Source organism: Dermacoccus sp. SAI-028, from assembly GCF_004346775.1.
GTDB lineage: Bacteria > Actinomycetota > Actinomycetes > Actinomycetales > Dermatophilaceae > Dermacoccus > Dermacoccus nishinomiyaensis.
This window is the reverse complement of sequence record NZ_SMFS01000001.1, coordinates 271,425-289,718: the sequence shown is the minus strand read 5'-3', so window position 1 is coordinate 289,718 and position 18,294 is coordinate 271,425. Positions and strand designations below refer to the sequence as shown.

At 67.8% G+C, this 18,294-nt stretch carries 15 protein-coding genes; 3 read left to right on the top strand and 12 right to left on the bottom strand.

All coding sequences use genetic code 11. The features are described from left to right. The gene (locus EDC82_RS01400) at window positions 1-627 is read right to left on the bottom strand and encodes a TMEM165/GDT1 family protein (RefSeq protein ID WP_131940354.1); all 627 of its coding nucleotides are present in this window, start codon (window positions 625-627) and stop codon (window positions 1-3) included. Window positions 628-684: 57 nt separating this feature from the next. Here EDC82_RS01400 and EDC82_RS01395 point away from each other — a divergent pair, with 57 nt between their 5' ends. Beyond that, window positions 685-2,850, top strand: a complete 2,166-nt coding sequence (locus EDC82_RS01395; protein ID WP_131940352.1) for a hypothetical protein — start codon at window positions 685-687, stop codon at window positions 2,848-2,850. A 325-nt stretch (window positions 2,851-3,175) separates the two neighbouring features. Here EDC82_RS01395 and EDC82_RS01390 read toward each other — a convergent pair whose 3' ends face one another. The 10 genes from EDC82_RS01390 to EDC82_RS01345 form a co-directional block, all read right to left on the bottom strand. Next, window positions 3,176-4,069, bottom strand: a complete 894-nt coding sequence (locus EDC82_RS01390; protein ID WP_131940350.1) for a DUF5926 family protein — start codon at window positions 4,067-4,069, stop codon at window positions 3,176-3,178. A 355-nt stretch (window positions 4,070-4,424) separates the two neighbouring features. Further along, complete coding sequence (locus EDC82_RS01385; protein WP_006947063.1) at window positions 4,425-4,841, bottom strand: ATP-binding protein; 417 nt, start codon at window positions 4,839-4,841, stop codon at window positions 4,425-4,427. A gap of 171 nt (window positions 4,842-5,012) precedes the next feature. Beyond that, the gene (locus EDC82_RS01380) at window positions 5,013-5,408 is read right to left on the bottom strand and encodes a hypothetical protein (RefSeq protein WP_074039600.1); all 396 of its coding nucleotides are present in this window, start codon (window positions 5,406-5,408) and stop codon (window positions 5,013-5,015) included. 2 nt (window positions 5,409-5,410) lie between these two features. After that, entirely contained in the window at window positions 5,411-5,788 is a 378-nt protein-coding gene (locus tag EDC82_RS01375; protein ID WP_074045901.1) for a helix-turn-helix transcriptional regulator, read from the bottom strand. Window positions 5,789-5,834: 46 nt separating this feature from the next. Beyond that, window positions 5,835-6,248, bottom strand: a complete 414-nt coding sequence (locus EDC82_RS01370) for a hypothetical protein (RefSeq protein WP_131940348.1) — start codon at window positions 6,246-6,248, stop codon at window positions 5,835-5,837. 111 nt (window positions 6,249-6,359) lie between these two features. Then, window positions 6,360-7,433, bottom strand: coding sequence for a Swt1 family HEPN domain-containing protein (locus tag EDC82_RS01365; protein WP_131940346.1), 1,074 nt, complete (start codon window positions 7,431-7,433; stop codon window positions 6,360-6,362). Beyond that, window positions 7,430-10,624 (bottom strand): type I restriction endonuclease subunit R, encoded by a 3,195-nt coding sequence (locus EDC82_RS01360; RefSeq protein WP_131940344.1) that lies wholly within the window; start codon window positions 10,622-10,624, stop codon window positions 7,430-7,432. The genes EDC82_RS01365 and EDC82_RS01360 overlap by 4 nt, the downstream gene beginning before the upstream one ends. Window positions 10,625-10,633: 9 nt before the next feature. Further along, on the bottom strand, window positions 10,634-11,797 hold the full coding sequence (locus EDC82_RS01355) for a hypothetical protein (RefSeq protein ID WP_160126168.1): 1,164 nt from the start codon (window positions 11,795-11,797) through the stop codon (window positions 10,634-10,636). Next, a complete protein-coding gene (locus EDC82_RS01350) occupies window positions 11,794-13,374 on the bottom strand; it encodes a class I SAM-dependent DNA methyltransferase (RefSeq protein ID WP_131941976.1) in 1,581 nt (526 codons plus the stop codon). The genes EDC82_RS01355 and EDC82_RS01350 overlap by 4 nt, the downstream gene beginning before the upstream one ends. 535 nt (window positions 13,375-13,909) lie before the next feature. Further along, window positions 13,910-16,012, bottom strand: coding sequence for a hypothetical protein (locus EDC82_RS01345; RefSeq protein WP_131940340.1), 2,103 nt, complete (start codon window positions 16,010-16,012; stop codon window positions 13,910-13,912). Between the two features lie 228 nt (window positions 16,013-16,240). On the opposite strand from EDC82_RS01345, the gene EDC82_RS01340 reads away from it, so the two are divergent. Together EDC82_RS01340 and EDC82_RS01335 are read left to right on the top strand one after the other, a co-directional pair. After that, window positions 16,241-16,510: a hypothetical protein gene (locus tag EDC82_RS01340; RefSeq protein WP_074045895.1), complete on the top strand. Its 270-nt coding sequence runs from the start codon at window positions 16,241-16,243 to the stop codon at window positions 16,508-16,510. Between the two features lie 176 nt (window positions 16,511-16,686). Then, the gene (locus EDC82_RS01335; protein WP_074045894.1) at window positions 16,687-17,004 is read left to right on the top strand and encodes a hypothetical protein; all 318 of its coding nucleotides are present in this window, start codon (window positions 16,687-16,689) and stop codon (window positions 17,002-17,004) included. Between the two features lie 194 nt (window positions 17,005-17,198). On the opposite strand, the gene EDC82_RS01330 is transcribed toward EDC82_RS01335, so the two are convergent. After that, window positions 17,199-18,119 (bottom strand): glycerophosphodiester phosphodiesterase family protein, encoded by a 921-nt coding sequence (locus EDC82_RS01330; RefSeq protein WP_235006066.1) that lies wholly within the window; start codon window positions 18,117-18,119, stop codon window positions 17,199-17,201. Window positions 18,120-18,294: the final 175 nt, after the last annotated feature.

The following is an 18,294-nucleotide window of genomic DNA, read 5'->3' as shown; positions in this document are numbered from 1 at the left end:
TCAGACCGGCACCCAGGCCGGGAATTCGACGCCGGCGAGGGCGGCCACCATGAGCGCCGCGAACAGCAGGCACACGACGCCACCGGCGGTGCGGATGGCGGAGAGGCTGAGCCGCTTGAGCAGCGCCTTTCCGGCGACGGCGCCCAACGCCGAGACCAGGGCGAGCGCGAGGAACGCCGACAGGCCGACGAGCCAGGGGTTGCCGCCACGCGCGACGAAACCGGCGGTCGCGAGCTGGCTGAGGTCGCCCCACTCGGCGAGGAACAGGATGAGGAAGCTCGCCCCGATCGCCTTGAGCCCCTCGGCCGGCTTGGCCTTGGCACCGAACTCCTCCTCGGCCTCCGCCTCACCCTCATCGGCCTCCTTCGCGCCCTTGATCAGCACGAAACCTGCGACGAGGAACAGCAGCGCGACGACGGCGTGCACCGGCTTCTCCGGCAGCAGGGTGAGCGCGCGGCCGAACAGCACGGCGACGACCGTCTGCACGGCGAACGCGGACGCGACACCGATCCACACGTACAGGGGCCGATACTTCGTCGCGAGCACGAGCGTCGCGATGAAGGTCTTGTCAGGGAGTTCGACGAGGAACAGCGTCGTGAAGACGGTCAGGGCGAGGGCGAGATCCACGGGCCACGAGCCTACCGGTCGCAGCGAGGATCCAGGATCAGCGTCTACGCTTGAGCGGTGTTCCGTCGGTGGCTCGTGACTGCTCTCGTCGCCGCCGTGACGTTCGCGGCGCTCGCCGTGGGCATCTCCGTCGCCAAGTCCGACACCTCCCCCACGCATCGCGCGCTGCCCGGCAACCTCGTCGTCGTCGGCATGCCGGGGCTGACATGGAGCGACATCAACCCCGACACGACACCGACGCTGTGGGACATGTCGCAGCACGCCGCCGTCGGCAACCAGCTCGTCCGCGTCATCAGCGACCACTCGTGCAGCGACGCGGCATGGGTGACGCTGGGCTCCGGTACACGCACCCCGCTCGGCTACAGCCCGCCGATGGCGGCAGCGTCCGGCACGAACGACTTCTGCCCGCCTCCGGTGAAAGGCGAGTACGACGCGACGCACCACACCTACCGCTACCCGCAGTGGAGCACGTGGGCCAAGGACGCGCTGAAACGCAACATCCCCTCACGCATGGGGCTCGTCACCTCGACACTGGAGAAGGACGGCCAGTGCGTCAGCGCCGTTGGAGAACGGGCAACGCTCGGTGCGGCGAACCGTCAGGGCGTCGTCTCGCACTACTGGCCGAGCATCTCCGGCGCTGACCTCGCCGCGTGCCCCGTCACGTACGTCTCGCTCGAGGGGCGCAGCGACGCGCAACTGCGTCAGGTGCTCGACGCGGCACCCATCGACACGACCGTCCTCGTCACCGGCCTCACCGATGACGAACGTCCCGAATCGCCGCGCGCGATCATGCTCGACGGGCCGACGGTCGGCTCCGGCATGCTGCGCTCGCGCCAGACGCGTCAGCGCGGGATCGTCACGACGACCGACATCTCCGCGTTCGTCCTCCAACGCACCCCCCGCCCGCCGGTGCTCGGCGAGGGGCGCCCCCTGTCGATCGAACCCGTCTCGACGCCCGCCGCACTGCGCTCGGTGCGCCACACCCAGACCCTGCTGCGCACCGAGCGCAACCTCGTCGGGCCGTTCTTCGTCTGGGTCGCGGCCCTCGGCGCGCTCGCCGTCACCATCGGGGCGTGGCTGTCGGTCCGCGCGCGCTGGTGGCCCTGGAGCGGACGTGACGTGGCTGACGGCGACGCCGCGGGCGTCGGCGACGCCGCGGCTCGCGCCGTCATGACGCGCCGGCTGCGGGTGGCGCGCGGTTGGTGGGCGACGACGGGTGCGCTGCTCGGTGCGGTGCCGGTGGCCACCTTCCTGGCGAACCTCTACGCCTGGTACCTCCACGACCATGCGTTGGCGTGGCTCGGCGGGTGCGTCGTCGTCATCATCGTCGTCATCGCGACGCTCGCACTGCTCGGGCCGTGGCGTCGCTGGACGCCCGGCCCTGCCGTCTTCGTCGCCTCCTGCACCGCGCTGGTGCTCGCGATGGACGCGGTGCAGGGATCGCCGCTGCAGCTCGTCAGCGTGCTCGGGCTGCAGCCGGTGTACGGCGGCCGATTCTTCGGGATGGGCAACGTCGGATACGCGCTGTTCATGACGTCATGCCTGTTCGTCGCGGCGATGCTCGCGGGGCGTTATCGCGCGATGAAACGGCCGCGGCTCGCATTGCTGACGGTGCTCGCGATCGGCGTGCCCGCCATCCTCGTCAACGGGGTGCCGCAGTGGGGCAACGAGGGTGGCGGCTCGGCAGCGTTCGTGCCCGCGATCATCTACCTGGCGATGCGTGCGCGCGGGTGGCGGATCACGCTGACGCGACTGCTGCTCGCCGCGTTGGGCGGTGCTGCGTTCGTCTTCGTCATCGGCTGGCTCGACTACCTGCGCGGCGAGAGTGCGCGCACACACCTCGGCGACATCTTCGCCGGCCTCGTCGGCGACGGGCAGGTCAACCCGATCAGGCGGGTGCTGTACGCAAACTGGCACATGCTCAACACGCATTGGTTCTACTGGTTCGTGCCGATCTGGCTCGTCGTGTGCATCGTCGTGCTCGCGTTTCCCGACGGGCCCGGGCGCTTCCTCAAGCCACTGCTCGTGCGCGTGCCCATGATGCGGCACGGCCTCATCGCCATCACGATCATGCTCGCCGCCGGATTCCTCGCCAACGACTCGGGCACCTCGATCCCGCCCGCCGGCGCGCTCGTCATCATGCCACTGCTCGTCATCGTCGCGGCGCGCCTCGGATCGCCGCGCACGAGCGAAGCCCCTCGCGTGCCTGCCGTGAAGAGTTGACGGCCGTACCCATCTGCGATTTACGTCCACATTCAACGGACGTTGCGGGAAGGCGAATGTGGATGAAAATCGCAGATGGGTACAGGCTTCCGGGGGCTTCGAGCCCTTTCCACTGATCCCTTCACACCGTCGCCGACGTAGGACGCGCGCCGCGCTCGGCCCCTTCCGTCAGACGACGACGCCCCCGGCAGCGACACGCGTGAGGCCCCCGCACCTGACGATGTGGGGGCCTCACGAGTGACGGCAAGGTGAGCGCCTGATGACGAGCGCCGCCGCGGTCGTTGCCCGGCGGAGAGCCGAGCTCAGTGCGACCTGATGGCGGACGTCAGCGCAGCGTGATCTGGCGCGAGACGATGCCGTTGCGGGCGCGACGTTCGTCGGCGGTGAGCGGCTCGGTCTCGAGCGAGGCGAACGCGTCGTCGAAGGCCTTGGCGAGTTCGGCCATCGGCGCGGCCTGCTGCTCGGGCAGGCGGTCGGTCGCGACCTCCCACACGGGCGTCAGCACACCGCACGCACGGAACGCGCCGAGGAGGCGGCCTTCGTCGTCGTTCTCCGGCATACGTGCCTTGCCGGATGCGGACAGGCGGGCGAGCGCGTCGGTGGCCTTGTTCTCGTCGTGCGGCAGCACCCAGCGAATGAAGGCGCGGTCACCGATGAGGCACCAATAGGCGGAGTCGACGCCGTCGATCGGGGCGGTCGGAGCGATCGACTCGTTGGCGTCCTCCATCGAGACGGAGGCCTCTTCGCCGATCTCGTGCTCTTCGGGGATCCAGAAGTCGAACGTCTCGTGCACGGTCGGTTCGAACGTCGTGCTCGTGATGATGTCCTGCAGGCGCGGCGTCGCGGCGCTGACGCGCGGCGGTGCGGGCAGCGGCTGGCCGTTCTCGAGCTGCGTGACAGCGATGAGCTGCGCGGCGAGGTCGCGGCTCGCGTCGCCGGATCCACCGCCCGTCTGCAGCGCCACCATCATGTCGCCGTCCTCGCGACGCAGGCCGGGCCACGCCATCGGCAGGATCGTCGCGATGACCGCCTCGTGCTCCTGCCCGTCGACCTCGAAGGTGACCTTTGCCGTCGCCGACGGGACGATCTCACGCATCGCCACCCAGTCCGTCTCACCTGCGAGGCCCTCGAATGGACGCGCGACGAACGGCGCCGGCATCTGCGACGGATCGAGCGGACGCTTGTTCTCTTTGCCCTTGCGGCGTGAAGCCTTACCCATGGTCGATGAGTCTAGTGATGTCGCGTGCCCGCGGCGGCGCGATGCGTCATCTCGCTGCGGTAGTGGAACGTCGTCAGGCGCGCGCCGCGTCGGCTGGGGCCACACGCGTGTCGCAGCGAGTGCATCTGCCGAGCGTGCGAGGCCGATGCGCCGCAAGACGCGCAGAGAAATGTCTGGGCGGGCGGCCGCGGAGGCGGCCTGCCCGAGCTTGCGAGGTCAGGCGCGCCTGCGCGACGGGCCGCACGCGTGTCGCAGCGAGTGCATCTGCCGAGCGTGCGAGGCCGATGCGCCGCAAGACGCGCAGAGAAATGTTTGGGCGGGCGGCCGCGGAGGCGGCCTGCCCGAGCTTGCGAGGTCAGGCGCGCCTGCGCGACGGGCCGCCCAAACTGGCCCACACCGTACGGCCGTTGCGTTCGTCGCTGACGCCCCATTCGTGGGCGAGGGAGCGGACGATGCGCAGGCCGCGGCCAGAGTTGACCCATTCACTCTTGGGTTTGGGCATGGGGATGTCGTCGCCGCCGCCGTCGGTCACTTCGATCTCGACGCGCGGGGCGCGCACCTTCCAGTGCACACGGATGCTGCCGTCGGGCAGGGGCTTGGCGTGGCGGATGGCGTTGGTGACGAGTTCGCTGACGACGATCTCGCATTCGCCGATGACTTCGTCGCTGATCTCGCCGTCGGAGAGGTCGTCGACGATGGTGCGGCGGATGCTGGGCACGGATTCGAGCGTCCAGTCCAGGCGGACGGTGCGGACGCGGGCGTCGCTCGACATGTCGTGGCTACCTCGTGCGGTCGGACCTCGCGGGGCGGGGTGGTGTTCAGCGTTCGTTCAACCTTGCCACACATCGCAACGGGCGTGGGGTTGAGTGCGCGGCCCCACGGGTGCGCCGCGGCGGATCTGAGCGAACCGGCCGGGGATGGAGCTGGCATCCCGGCCTCGGTGTCAGTGGCTGTGCGGTTCGGGAGGCAGTCGCCGAAGAGGCAGGCGCTGGTCGATGCTGAATGCTGCCGCCTGCAGGGCTCCGCGAGCGTGGGGCCACACGGCATCCAGGGCTCCGTGAGCGTCGGATTCGGGCCAATCCCGAGCGAAACTCTCATCATTCGGCACTGCGAACTCACACAGAAGCTCAGCGCGAACGGCGCACATGCCGTCGTCCCCGGTGGCGGTGATGTCGATACGAACCCGGGCCGCCTTCTCGAAGTGGGCCGCGTCGAAACTCGCACTCATCTTGCCCGCGAGAGGAGCCCACTCGGGTAGCTCGTCGTCAGCCTTCACAGCCGCGCTGGTGCTCAACACCGTCACCGCTCGCAGCTCCACGTCGACCCCGGCGATCAGCACGGTCAGGCACCCACGGCGAAGATCATGGTGCGGGCATCGCGTCGCGCACGAGGCACTCCCACCACCGGAGCGACATCTTCGGGCTCGATGTCGACGGTCAACGTCGGGCGGGCAGGGTTGACGACGTGTCGCACCTCTGCGCCCACGGCGATGGCATAGCGACGCAGCGATGACAGGTGGAGATCGCGGTTTCCTGCTTCGATGCGCGCGACACCGCTCTGCGAGATCCCCATGCGTTCGCCCACGTCACCTTGGGACAGGTTCTTCGCCTTGCGCAGCTCGACGAGGCGGCTCAGCCACTCCTCCTCGTGCACGAGGTTGCGCTCGGCGAGACGATCCTCGTCCGTCTCTGGCCCGAAGATGTCATCGAGAAAATCCATCACACACCCCCACGTATGCACTCAGAGTCATATGCCCCAGTATGACTCATGAACTGAAATGCGCGAGGCGCACCGCCTCAGCCTCGTCCATGTGCCCGTTCTGGGCTGCGCGCCACCCTGCTGTGTCGGGGTACTTGGCCCGGAACGTCAAAAAGGTGAGCTCATCGAGGTGCTCGGGCTCGGTGAAATACAGCCGGGCTGCCAGGTGAGCACCGTCCTCGTCGATGACGTTCTTCCACCGCATCTCGAGCACGAGTGGCCGCCGCACGGATTGTTTGACGTCGTGCGCGCATCCCCTCTGCGACGGGCCGCAGGGACAGAACTGCAATGTGCCTTCCAACGCCCGGTCGCGCTTGCGCTTGATCTGAGCGCGCAGGTCGGCGCGAACCGCCGGCGGCAGGGACGCCAGCATCTCGCGCAGGCCAGGGTCTGCTCGCGCAACATCCGGCGTCACCCACATCGCGGCGCCGTCACGCGTCGACCGGACTCCGGGCGGCCACGCCAGCCTCATCCGGCACCTTCACTCATCATGATCCCGAGAGTGCCACCCGCCACCGACAACGCTCAACGCTCACTCGAGTAGGGCCTCAGCGCGGTTCAGCACCTCACGAACCGAAGCGGTACGCCGCTGGCGGCCGAACGTGGCGAGCGTGGCGGCCTGGACTTCGGGCGCTGACGCCGGAGCGCCGAGCTGGTCGGTCCAGTAGCGCAGCGCGTTCGCTACTTCGCGTGGACACAGATCCTCCGGCTTTGCCCGGGGCCCGGGCCGGAATTGCGTCCACTCCGCGAGCTTGATGTCCACCGGCCAGATGAAGCCATCACTGTCGATGTCGCCCGGGAGCTGCTTGATCTGGCGCATCAGGCTCCGCCGCAGGGCAGGTGAGATGCGACGCTCGAAGGCTGCGGCAGTAAGCCGCGCCAGCCGTTCCGTCGACACCGGCCCTTCTGTCTCTACGATGATCTTCAGCGCGCCTTGCACACGTTGACGGCAAGCGTCCCGTTTCAAGTTCTCGATGTCCGAACGCTCCCCGAGGATGACGGGGTGCCACGGTTCGTATGCCAGCCGTTCGTCGCCGAGTGGGGCACCGTCCAGCACTGCGGGGATGGCGGGGATGGGGACCTCCGGCGTGACGGCCCCGTCGATGTCCTCCGCGGGCATAAGCTCGCGCCGCGCTGGCATGGGCTGCCCACCCCCGTACAGTGCGCGTCCAACGTCGTCACGAATCGCAGCGAGACGGCGCGCCCCCTCAACGTCTCCCAGCGCATCGAGGAGTTGCGCAGCATGGTCACCGGCGCGCCATGCGTCGTGGGGTTCGAGAACGTCGTTGTGTCTTTCCGTGTTCCGGAGCTGGCGCAGCTGGGTGCCGAGGGACGAGACGCGTCGGGGATGTCGCGGGTCATCGTCAAATGGGTAGCCGAGTTCACCCAGTCTCTCGGTGAGCATGCGCAACTGCGCGGCGAGGTCGTTTCGCGAGTACTGGCCGCGTGGACGCCCCCGGGATTCGTCGAGGGCTCGGAGAATCTCCGTCCATTCCAGACCGTGGAGGAACTCACGAAGACGCGCGTCGATCAGCGGCTCGAGTCTTTCTTCGAGAGCGTCGAGAGCCCGGCGGACCTCGTGCCTCGTCTGCACTGGGTCACTCATCGCGCGTCCTCCGCATACTTCGGGGCCAGGGTTTCCATCTGCTGCATGACTCTCACGATGGCTTCGGGTTGCTGATCCGGCGGGTAGCCGTACTTGCGCAGCAGTCGTCGGATGGTGGTGCGTAGCTTGGCGCGCACGTCTTCACGCACCGTCCAGTCGATGCGCGTGTCGCGTCGCATGGCGGCCACCAGATCACGCGCGATCTGAGCGAGCACGTCGTCGCCCATGACGTCGACGGCGGCTTCGTTCTCGGCCACGACGTCGTAGAACGCCAACTCGTCATGTTCCAGCGGTGGTGAGAACCGCTCACCACGCCGCCCCTCGGCTGCGGCCTCCTTGGCGAGCTCGACGAGCTCGGCGATCACCTCGGCCGACGTCAGCTGCTGGTTGGTGTACTTGAACATCAGTTCGTTGACGCGTTCGGAGAACAGCTTGGAACGCACCTCGTTGCCGGCGGTCGCGGTGCGCGCGTCGGTGAGCAACTGCGCCTTGAGCGCGTCGATCGCGGCCTGTGCACGGTCGGGCTGTGCGGCCTCTTCGATCCAGGTCGGCGACAGGTCCGACAGCGTCGGCGGTTCGAGCCCGGCGGCACGGTAGATGTCGACGACACCCGTCGCCTCGGTCGACTCGACGACGAGGGCCCCGAGCTGCAGTCGGATGTCCTCCGGGATCGGTTCACCGCGCGCGACACGATCGGCGGCGTCGCGCTTCGCCATCCACTCGCGCACCTCACCGAAGAAACGCACCTGCGGGCGCACCCGCTCGACCGTCGTCTCACCGGCTGCGAGCGCCCACGCTCGCGCGAGCTTCGCGGCGGTCACCCGGAACTGCTCACCCAGGGGCCGCACGTCGGGGTCGCCCTCGTCGCGGTTGCCCGGCGTCAACGGCGAACGCAACGCATTCGTGACGGCGAGCGCCGCGTTGCGCCACGCGCGCGGCGTGTCCTCGTTCGCCAGGGCACGCCAGTCGACGCCGGCAGCGGTGACGGTCTCCTCCAGCGAGTCGACGAGGTCGAACACGATCTCTGCGGCTTCACCGGCCGTCTGCCCGACGGCTTTCTCGCCGGGCGTCCCGGCCTCGCGGGTGAACTCGCCGAGCGCCTTCGTCAGGTTCTCCGCGAGCGGCGCGTACGCGACGAGCAGGCCGTCGGCCTTGCCCCGGTAGGTGCGGTTGACCCGGGCGAGGGTCTGCATGAGCAGTGCGCCCTTGAGCAGACGGTCGATGTAGATCGTGTGCAGCGCCGGCGCGTCGAAGCCGGTGAGCATCATGTCCTTGACGATGACGATCTCGAGCGGGTCGTCCGCGTTCTTCATCCGCTTCTTCACGGCGGCCGTCGCGCTGGGGCGTCGCAGGTGTTTCGTCACCTCGGCGTCGTCGCTCGGCGTGGCGTTGTAGACGACCTTGATGACGCCCTTGTCGTCGGCGTCGTCGTGCCATTCCGGGCGCAGCGCGACGATCTTCGCGTAGAGACGCGCCGCGGTGCGTCGCGTCGCGCAGACGATCATCGACTTGCCGGGCCCGCCGATGAACGGCGCCATGAGTTCGCGCCGCCTCTCCCAGTGGCTCACGACGTCCGCGGCCAACTTCTCGAGACGTTCGTCGGAGCCGTAGATCGTGTCGAGCTTGGCGATGCTCTGCTGCAGTCGCGCCTTGTCGGCGTCGTCGAGCCCGGCGGAGACCTCCTCGGCGCGTTCGTCGATGTCTTCGTCGCCGAAGCCGTCGACGCGTTGTACCTGGATGAGGCGCTGCTCGAACGCGACCGGCACGGTCGCGCCGTCCTTGACGGCTCGCAGCAGGTCGTAGACGTCGATGTCGTCGCCGAACACGCGCCGCGTGTCGCGCTCACCTTCGGCGATGGGGGTACCGGTGAACGCGATGAGCGTCGCGTTCGGCAACGCCATCTTGAGGTGACGTGCGTACCCGTCGAGGGTGTCGTAGTGGCTGCGGTGCGCCTCGTCGGCCATGACGATGATGTTGCGCCGATCCGACAGCAGCGGATGGTCGGCGCCCGCTTCGCGTTCGCTCTGGGTGAGGCCGAACTTCTGCAGCGTCGTGAAGTAGATGCCGCCCGTCAGCTGTTCGCTGAGCAGGCGCCGCAGCTCGTCGCGCGAGGCCACCTGCTTTGGTTCCTCCGGCAGCAGGGCGCTCACCCGGAACCCGTCGAAGAGCTGGGTGTCGAGTTCTTGACGGTCGGTGATGACGACGACCGTCGGGTTCGCGAGGCGCTGGTGGCGCATCACCTTGGCCGTGTAGAGCTCCATCTCCATCGACTTGCCGGAGCCCTGCGTGTGCCAGACGACGCCGGCGCGGCCGTCACTGTCGACGGCGTTGATGGTGGACGCGACGGCTTTCGTCACGGCGAAGTACTGGTGGGGTTTGGCGATGCGCTTGCCGAGGCCTTCTTCGGATTGATCGAACGCGATGAAGTCGCGCATGATCTGCCCGAACCGGTCGATGTTGAACAGGCCCGTCAGTGTGAGGTCGAGTTCGGTCGTCGCCTCGCCGTCGAGGTCGGTCTCGCCGAACTCCATGAGGTGGCCCTCTTCGTCGACGCTCCACGGCGCGAAGTGGTTGTACGGCGTCCACGGCGTACCGTACTTCGCGCTGATGCCGTCGCTCGCGACAACGAACGCGCAGAACCGGAACGCCATCGGAAACTCGCGCAGGTACGTCTGCAACTGGTTGTAGGCGCCCTCCACCGTCGCGTTCTTCGCGGCGGCCTGCTTGAGTTCGACGATGACGAGCGGCAGGCCGTTGACGTAGAGGACGACGTCGAAGCGACGCTCGCGCTCACGGCTGCGGATGGTCACCTGCTGCACCGCGAGGTAGGCGTTCTTCGAGACGTCGCCGTGAGCCATGAAGTGGATCGTCGGGCTCTGCTCGCGGCCCTCGTCGTCGACGTACGTGATGCCCGCGTAGCCGCGGATGAGGATGTCGTGCAGGCGCTTGTTCTCCGCCAGCGCGTCCTGCGACTGCGGCGCGAGTACCTCCGCCTTCGCCTGCTGCAGGTACTCCTCGGGCACCCCGGGGTTGAGGTCGCGCAGCTTCTGACTCAGCGTGCCGTGCAGGACGATGTCGGCCCACGACTCGCGCTCCTTCGAGCCGGGTGCCAGCTCCTTGCCGTGCTTCGGCTGCCACTCCAACTCGCCGAGCTGATCGAGCACGAGCTGCTCCCAATCGGCCTCAGTCATGACCGGCACTCACACCACCCCTTCCACGCGCTTCTCCGCGTCCCTGACGGTGATCTTGCCCGACATGAGCAGCGTCAACAGCTCATCGCGAGTTTTCGCGAGGGCTTCGTTCTCCGCCAACGCGCCCAGAGCCCTCACATGCATCGCGCTCACGCGCTCTTCCACCTCCGGGGCTGCCGCCCGATCGATGACGGGGAGGCGCGTCTGACGCACTTCTTTTCCGTTGACGGACGCGAAGACTGTGCCGGTTCCCTGGAACTCGTTCCAGGCATGTGAACTCGCCCGCACGGTGTAGAAGAAGGACACAGGGTTCTCGTATGCACGCAGCGCAGCAAGGCCTCGGCCGATACACGTGGGCTCAATCGCGACATTCACCTCACCGACCGGAGCGCGCACAGCGAACAGAACGTCCCCCGCCTGGGCCATCCTGACGGGCTGAGTCGCAAAGACCCTGCGTGTCGGCGACAGCAGCCCAAAGTCACGCACACCTTGGAAGAAGGTAACGCCGCCCCCGTCCTCATTGAGGTATTCGCCCTTAGGAGATGAACCCATGACCACTTGCGCCCGCTCCTCCAGGGGCAGGGACTGAGAGGAGAAGGCTCCGCTCACGATGCCCTCGGAGAGCGAGACCGCAAGCTCAGCGACCCGACGGTTGGCGGCGATCTTGTCATCCAACGCCCCCAGCACCTCGGCTAAACGCTTGCGTTCACTGGCGTCAAAGAGCACCACGGGAAGCCGACGCAGAATCTCCCCATTCATGGACAACATGGTTGACCCCGCCGCGTGCTGAAGCAGCCAGGATTTACACGAACGTTGTTGCAGGTACAAACCCCAGAAGCGCGCGTCCACCTCCGATTCGAATCGCAGTGCTATACCGTCACTACCTAGGAATAGTGGACCGTATTCCGGCGAGATCCAAGAACTACGCTCGACGCCCCCCTTCCGGGCAACTACCACATCATGGCTCGTAAGAGTGAACCTCGGCAAGCGCTCAATCGTCGCTGCAGAAACTCGCGGCGTGGAATCGTTGATCTGGACTGCACCTGCCCGGATCTCTCCGACCGAGACCAGCGGCACCCCGCCATCGCTGGCGTATTCGTTCGCCTTTAGCTGGGTTCCGAACGGGCCAGTTTGCACGGCGCGCAGTTCTGGCACCTCCCCCAACGTCGTCACGCCAACCTCCTCAACTGCTCGCGCACGACGGCATCGAGGCATGCCGACTCGTCGAGCGCGGCCGTCAGTTCCTTCGTCAGGCGGGCGATCTTCTCGTCGATGGGTTCGGAATCCTCTTCTGCCGCAGCGGCGCCCACGTATCGTCCGGGCGTCAACGCGTAGTCGGCGGCGCGGATCTCGTCGAGCGTCGCGCTTTTGCAGAAGCCGGGCACGTCCCCGTACTCACCCTCAGCCGAGGCGCGGCCACGCCACGTGCGGAACGTGTTGGCGATGCGCGTGATGTCGTCGTCGGAGAACGTGCGCTCCACCCGGTCGACCATGTGGCCGACCTCGCGGGCGTCGATGAACAGCACCTGCTTGCGGCGATCCTCGGCGCCTGCCGTGCCGGCCGCCTTGTCCTTCGCGAAGAACCACACACACACCGGGATGGCCGTGCCGCGGAAGAGGTTGCCCGGCATCGCGATGACGCACGAGACGACGTCGTCCTCGAGCATCGCCTTGCGGATGTCGCCCTCACCGCCGGTGTTCGACGCCATCGTGCCGTTCGCCATGACGACGGCCGCTTCACCGCGCGGCGTCAGCTTGCTCAGGATGTGCTGCATCCACGCGTAGTTGGCGTTGCGGGCCGGCGGCACCCCGTACGTCCAGCGCGCGTCGTCGGTGTTGCGCGACCAGTCCTTCTGGTTGAAGGGCGGGTTGGCCATCGCGTAGTCGGCCTTCATGCCCGGGTGGATGTCGCGCGCGAACGTGTCGCCCCAGCGCGGCCCGAGACCCTTCGAGTCGATGCCGTGGATGGCGAGGTTCATCTTCGCCAGACGCCACGTCTCCTCGATGCTCTCCTGCCCGTAGACGACGATGGCGCTCGGATCCTCGTCGTGACGTTCGAGGAACTTCTCGGCCTGCACGAACATGCCGCCGGAGCCGCACGCCGGGTCGTACACGCGCCCCGAGTGCGGTTCGAGAATCTCGACGAGCGTGCGCACGAGCACCGGCGGCGTGAAGAACTCGCCGCCCCGCTTGCCCTCGGCCTTGGCGAACTTCTCGAGGAAGTACTCGTACACCTCGCCGAGCAGGTCGCGCGCCTTCGTCGCGCCCTCACCGGTGAAGCGCACCGAGTTGAACAGGTCGATCAGTTCGCCGAGGCGTCGCTGGTCGATGTTGTCGCGCCCGAAGATCGTCGGCAACGTGCCCTGCAGCGACTCGTTCTGCTTCATCAGCGTCGCCATCGCCTCGTCGATGAGCTTGCCGACACTCTTGCTCTCCTGGCCCGCGGAGGCTTCCATGCCCTTCGCGTGACGGGCGATAAACTCCCAGCGCGCGTTCGTCGGCACCCAGAACACCCCGTTGCCGACGTACTCGTCGGGGTCTTCGAGCGTGTCGCTGACGAAGTTCTCCGCCTCACCCGCGAGCTCCTCACGGATCTGCTCGCGGCGCTCCTCGAACGCATCCGAGACGTACTTGAGGAAGACGATGCCGAGCACGACATCCTTGTACTGGCTCGCGCTCATCGAGCCGCGGAGCTTGTCCGCGGCCTTCCAGAGCGTGTCGTGCAGTTCCTTCTTCGACGACGGCGCCATTGCGGCGGCCTTGGCCTTGGGTGGGGTCACGGGGTTTCTCCTTGCAGGTACGGGCTTTGAGTCTTCGGTGCCGCGTCGAGACGTGTGCGCGTCGTTTCACGGCAGATGGATGTGGCGGGATCGGGGACGCACCGACGAGGTTCGAGTCCCTGTTGCTGGTGTGGCCATCCCCTGCGGCGACAGGAGGGGACGCGCTGCTCGGCAGAGTGGGGGCACGCCTGGGGCCCACCATCGATGTCAAGGCTTAGAGTCCCTTTACATCGGTGTTGTGGCCTCGCTGGGACGAGCCACTGCAGTGGCGGTCGCGCGGATCGGACGATCAGTCTTCCAAACTGATCACACGACATTGCTCCCGGCTGCAGAAAGCGCGCCGCTCGAGTCGCGGGTTCAAGTCCCGTTACTCGCGGCGTTTCTGCCTGCGGCCATCGACGGACTGTTGCTCCGTAGGTCGAGACGCCGACCTCATAGGTGTTCCACAACCACCTGTTTACAAGGCAGGTGGACAGTTGCCCGTGCCACTGCCAATCACGGACGGTCATGCGGCGCCGCCCCTCGACGCTGCACCTTCTTGCATGTCATGCGTAGGACGCGTGGACGAGATCTCGGCGCGCAAGACGCCTTCTGCGATGCCGGTGAGCACCGTCGTCTCGTATGCGTCGAGCGCTGTGAGCTGGTCGCGCAAGGCCCGTCGCCGCACGGCCACCGTCGTCGCGACACGCTGCGCTGCGTCAGCCTGCTCGGCCGGCGTGAGATGCAGGTGCCAACCGGCGGTGTCGACGCCGCGTTGAGCGTTGATGTCGAGCGCAGCCTGCGCCGAGATCAGGCGCAAACCGTCGGGCGCGCCACTTCGAGGTCGCAGGATGCGTGCTGGCGCCTGCACGACACGTCCGCCCCACTCGTCGACGATCGCGGCCGGCCGTTCGACGGCGACGAACACAACATCCCCAGGTTCGGTGTAGCGCACCTGCGGCACGACACGCTCGACCTCGAGACGATCCACGCGCCGCGCACCGACCGCGCGCAGGCCCCGCACCTCGTCAGCACCGATGACGTCGACGAGCGCGCCTCGCGTCGCCGCGGTGATCGCGTCCGGCACGCGGTGGCCCCGACGCACACTCGCCCACGTGCTGACGACGTCAGCCCAGGTCTTGGGCGCCCGGGCGGCAACCAGCCCCGCGGAGACGAGGTCGACCTCGGACGCCAACGGCGCGCCGGCGCGGCTCTCGTGACCCCACGCCTGGGCAAGCACCTCACCGCCGTCACGCGGCTCGCGCACGCCGGGCGGAATGACGAGCGACGACTCGTCGAGCAGGTTGTACGTCGCGCGATGACGCGCCCGCAAGAACGCGTGCGTTGCGCGATCACCCGAGCAGGCGGCGGCGACATCCGCAGCAAGGGCATCGCACTCACCGGGGTCTAGCGCGTGGTTCGCGTGGTCGCCGTACGTCGTGAAAGCCGGGCGCGTGTCGTCGGTGTTCGGGGCCAGTGCCCACAGTGCGAGGCGGCGGCGACCCGTCGCGCGCAGCATCCCCTTCGGCAGCGTGGCGACGTAGCGTAGCGGCAGCGTGTAGTCCGGTGCGAGGCCGGCTCGCTGCTCCTGACGATGACGTGACACCGCCCTCTGGGCCTGGCTGATGTTGAAGCACTCACGGCGGGCTTCGTCGAGGTTCGATCCCTCGCCGAGGGTGCCGACGAGAAGATCGGCGGGGGCGAGGACGAGGGCCACGTCGCGATCTGCAAGGTCATGGGAGACGGCACGAAGCTTCTCGAACAGCGTGATGGCAGCATGCGCGTCGGCGCGGTTCTCGACGATGACGTGGAGGCTGTCGCCTGCGTCGGTGCCCGTCGTCTCGATTCCGCGCGCGGCGAAGGCGCGTAGAGCCAGGCGTGACGCAGCCGAGGCCCGGCCCGGTGCCACCTCGGCGCCTTTCTCGCGCACACTCAGCCCGGCGTTGAGCGGCATGGTGCCCTGGCCGAGGGATGACGTTCCGTCGGCGGGGATGTCCGCCGCGACCTGTGTCAGCAGGGCCAGCGCGCCCTGTCCGTGAAGGACGACGTGATGGTCGGCCGTCGCCACCGCACGCAGCAGCGACGTGAACATCGCGGCGGCGTCGACCGTGAGCGAGTGCTCCGCGAAGGCTCCGCCCGGTGCGTGCTCCGCCGCGACGAGCCGCCACAGCACGCGTTCACCGCCGTAGCCGGCTTCAGCGAGGGTGTCGACGTCGGCGACGAGGGCTGCGTCATCGAGAGCCGCGAGCGTCTCGCGCGGCGGGAGCAACGCCGGCAGCTGCGCGTCCAGAATGGCGTCGAGCGCCGTCTCCGCGTCGAGGTCGGCGAGGAGTTCGCCGGTGAGGGCCTGCAGGAGCAGCAGACCCGACGCGGCGTCGAGATGCTCACGGATCGTCGCGAAACGGGACGAATGGAGCGCCGCATCGACCGCCGCGTCCGGGTTGTTGCCGCGGCCCGTACGAGTGAGCCATTCGCCGACCGCGTCGGCGCTGAACGTGAGCGAGCGCGCGTCAACAGGGGCCGGGAACCCACCCTCGGTCGTGGGGTAGCGCGATCGCCACATCGACACGACGGCTCGTCGGACGCCCGCGAGGTCGGCCACCTGCTGCATCGTCAGGGTGTCAGGCATCGGCGGCTCCTCTCATGGTCTCGGGCGGTTCTCAGGGGGCTGGAGGCGACAGCTGACCGATGCGGCGGCTGCGGTCGCCCCTCGGCACTGACTCTACGGGGCTGAGCTCGCATTCATATGAAGTGCGCGATAAGTGGTCTTATCGCGTTGCTGGTTCCTTTGTTCCGCGTCGGAGACTGATGGTGGAGACACGACGCACCACCCGCACCGAACGAAGGAGAGCTGACGATGAGCCGCCGCACCCCGTCCCACATCCGCACCACCCGCCGTGCCCTGCGGCACTTCGCGAAGAAGCATCCCGACCGCAGCTGCGACAGCGGCAAGATCCGCTATCGCGATCACGCCGCCGCCGTCAGCGCCCTACACAGCGCCGCGACAGCCCGCCACTTCGCCGAACTGGCTGGCCACGACACCCGTCGTCGCGAGAGCCGCATCTACGGCTGCGCGATGTGCCAGGGGTTCCACCTGACGTCGATGCGCGAACTCGCCGCTGCCTGACGGTGCGCGCGCCATCCGTGCATCACGATTGTCGCCGCGCCCCTGGCAGCCCATTCGAACCACCGATTCCGGCACACACACAGACGCTTGCCTCTTCCTGCTGCCCACGTTGTCGGTGCCGGCAGACAGACTTACTCACACCCGGCACTCCACTCCTCGAGACAAGGAACAGTTCCGTGAACGGTGCACCCTTCAACCAGCCCGCCACCCTCGCCACTCTCCTCGTCACCGCAGCCCGCGATGACAACGACTTGCTGACCGCGAAGGTCAACGACCAAACCGTCATCCCGCTCTTCACGAGCCATGCCGCACTGTCCGCCAGCCCGCTCGTTGCCGGGTGGGCAAAAGTCGAAGGCGACTCCGCCATACGTTTCTTCATCCGAGCGGCACAGCGTGACATGGGTGTGACCATCGACGACGGGTACGTCAGCGTCCCGTTCAGCGTCGAAGAGGTTCGGCTCATCACGGACGCGTACATGACCCTGCGCGATTGACTCCCCCGACGCCCCAGACTCCGTATCTGCGCCGAATCTGCCGTCGGCGCAAGGAGAGCCCCGGGCGCCGCGACGAATCCGAGCGAAATGGGCGACTTCGAGCGCTCTGCCGCTCGTTTCCGCGCATTTCGCTCGGATCCACGTTGGCGGCGCCCGCCAGACGGCCACAGCAGAAGTGATCGGCGCCGACAGCGTCAGCCCCAGAACGCCTCTCGAGCTTTGAGCGCCTTCTTGGGCTTGTTGGTGATGATGGCGTCGACACCGTTGCGCAGGCAGCGTTGGATGTCGTCGGGGTCGTCGACCGTCCACACGTGCACCTCGTGTCCGCGTGCGTGCTGTTCGGCGACGAGGCCCGGGTTGCGGCGCAGCATGCCGACGCTCATCGCCGCGATTGAGATGCCGGGCGGCAGTTGGCCGCCGCGGATGCGCTGCGGCACGACACCCTCCATGAGCCACGCGAGCGGCACCTGCGGCGCCAGCGTCGTCATGCGGGAGACGGCGGGCAGCGAGAACGACATGACGCGGACGTTGCAACGCGACGGGTCCGGCGTGTCGAGGCCGAATTCGGCGAGCGCGCGCGCCAGTTCTTTCTCGACGCGTCCGGTGTGCTTCGACGGATGCTTCGTCTCGACGGCGAGGTCGACGCGGCGCCCGGCGTCGAGCGTCGTGCGCAGCAACTCCTTGAACGTGAGCAGATGTGAGCCGCTGCGGTCGGCGATCTCCCAGTCGTCGTCGGTATCGTCAGATTCGAGACGCGCCTTCCACGACCCCCAGTCGAGGCCCTCGAGCTTTGCAAGCTCCAGGTTCGAGATCGCGCCACGCCCGTTCGACGTCCGCTTCGCCGTGCGATCGTGCACGCAGACGAGATGGCCGTCAGCGGTCAGCCGGACGTCACACTCGAGCGCGTCGGCACCGACGCGGATGGCGCGTTCGTACGCCTCGAGCGTGTGCTCCGGCTCGTGGTGCGACGCCCCGCGATGCGCCACCACCTGCGGGCGCTCACCGGACAGCGTCGGCAGATCGAGCGGCGCGACGACTGGGCGAGCCGCGCGATAACCGGCAGCGAGCGCCTTGGTCGGGCGCGGAACGGCAAGACGAGACTTCGACGAACTCACCACTACATCTCTACCCCCCGCGCATGAATAGCGGGTTAATGAGGCGCCACTCGTCCGCACCACAGACGCTACGGTCTCGGCGCGTGGCTCTCATTCGTGAACGCACCTCGCGGGCGGGCCAACGCGCTCGGCGCTCCCTCCCTTTCCGCGGAATGGCGGGGTTGTCGGGCGTGGA

What these genes read in the sequence shown, in the direction of transcription:
- EDC82_RS01390 (WP_131940350.1), bottom strand. Translation starts at nt 4,069, where the DNA reads ATGGGTAAGGCTTCACGCCGCAAGGGCAAAGAGAACAAGCGTCCGCTC.
- EDC82_RS01385 (WP_006947063.1), bottom strand. Translation starts at nt 4,841, where the DNA reads ATGTCGAGCGACGCCCGCGTCCGCACCGTCCGCCTGGACTGGACGCTC.
- EDC82_RS01375 (WP_074045901.1), bottom strand. Translation starts at nt 5,788, where the DNA reads ATGGATTTTCTCGATGACATCTTCGGGCCAGAGACGGACGAGGATCGT.
- EDC82_RS01370 (WP_131940348.1), bottom strand. Translation starts at nt 6,248, where the DNA reads ATGTGGGTGACGCCGGATGTTGCGCGAGCAGACCCTGGCCTGCGCGAG.
- EDC82_RS01365 (WP_131940346.1), bottom strand. Translation starts at nt 7,433, where the DNA reads ATGAGTGACCCAGTGCAGACGAGGCACGAGGTCCGCCGGGCTCTCGAC.
- EDC82_RS01360 (WP_131940344.1), bottom strand. Translation starts at nt 10,624, where the DNA reads ATGACTGAGGCCGATTGGGAGCAGCTCGTGCTCGATCAGCTCGGCGAG.
- EDC82_RS01350 (WP_131941976.1), bottom strand. Translation starts at nt 13,374, where the DNA reads ATGGCGCCGTCGTCGAAGAAGGAACTGCACGACACGCTCTGGAAGGCC.
- EDC82_RS01345 (WP_131940340.1), bottom strand. Translation starts at nt 16,012, where the DNA reads ATGCCTGACACCCTGACGATGCAGCAGGTGGCCGACCTCGCGGGCGTC.
- EDC82_RS01340 (WP_074045895.1), top strand. Translation starts at nt 16,241, where the DNA reads ATGAGCCGCCGCACCCCGTCCCACATCCGCACCACCCGCCGTGCCCTG.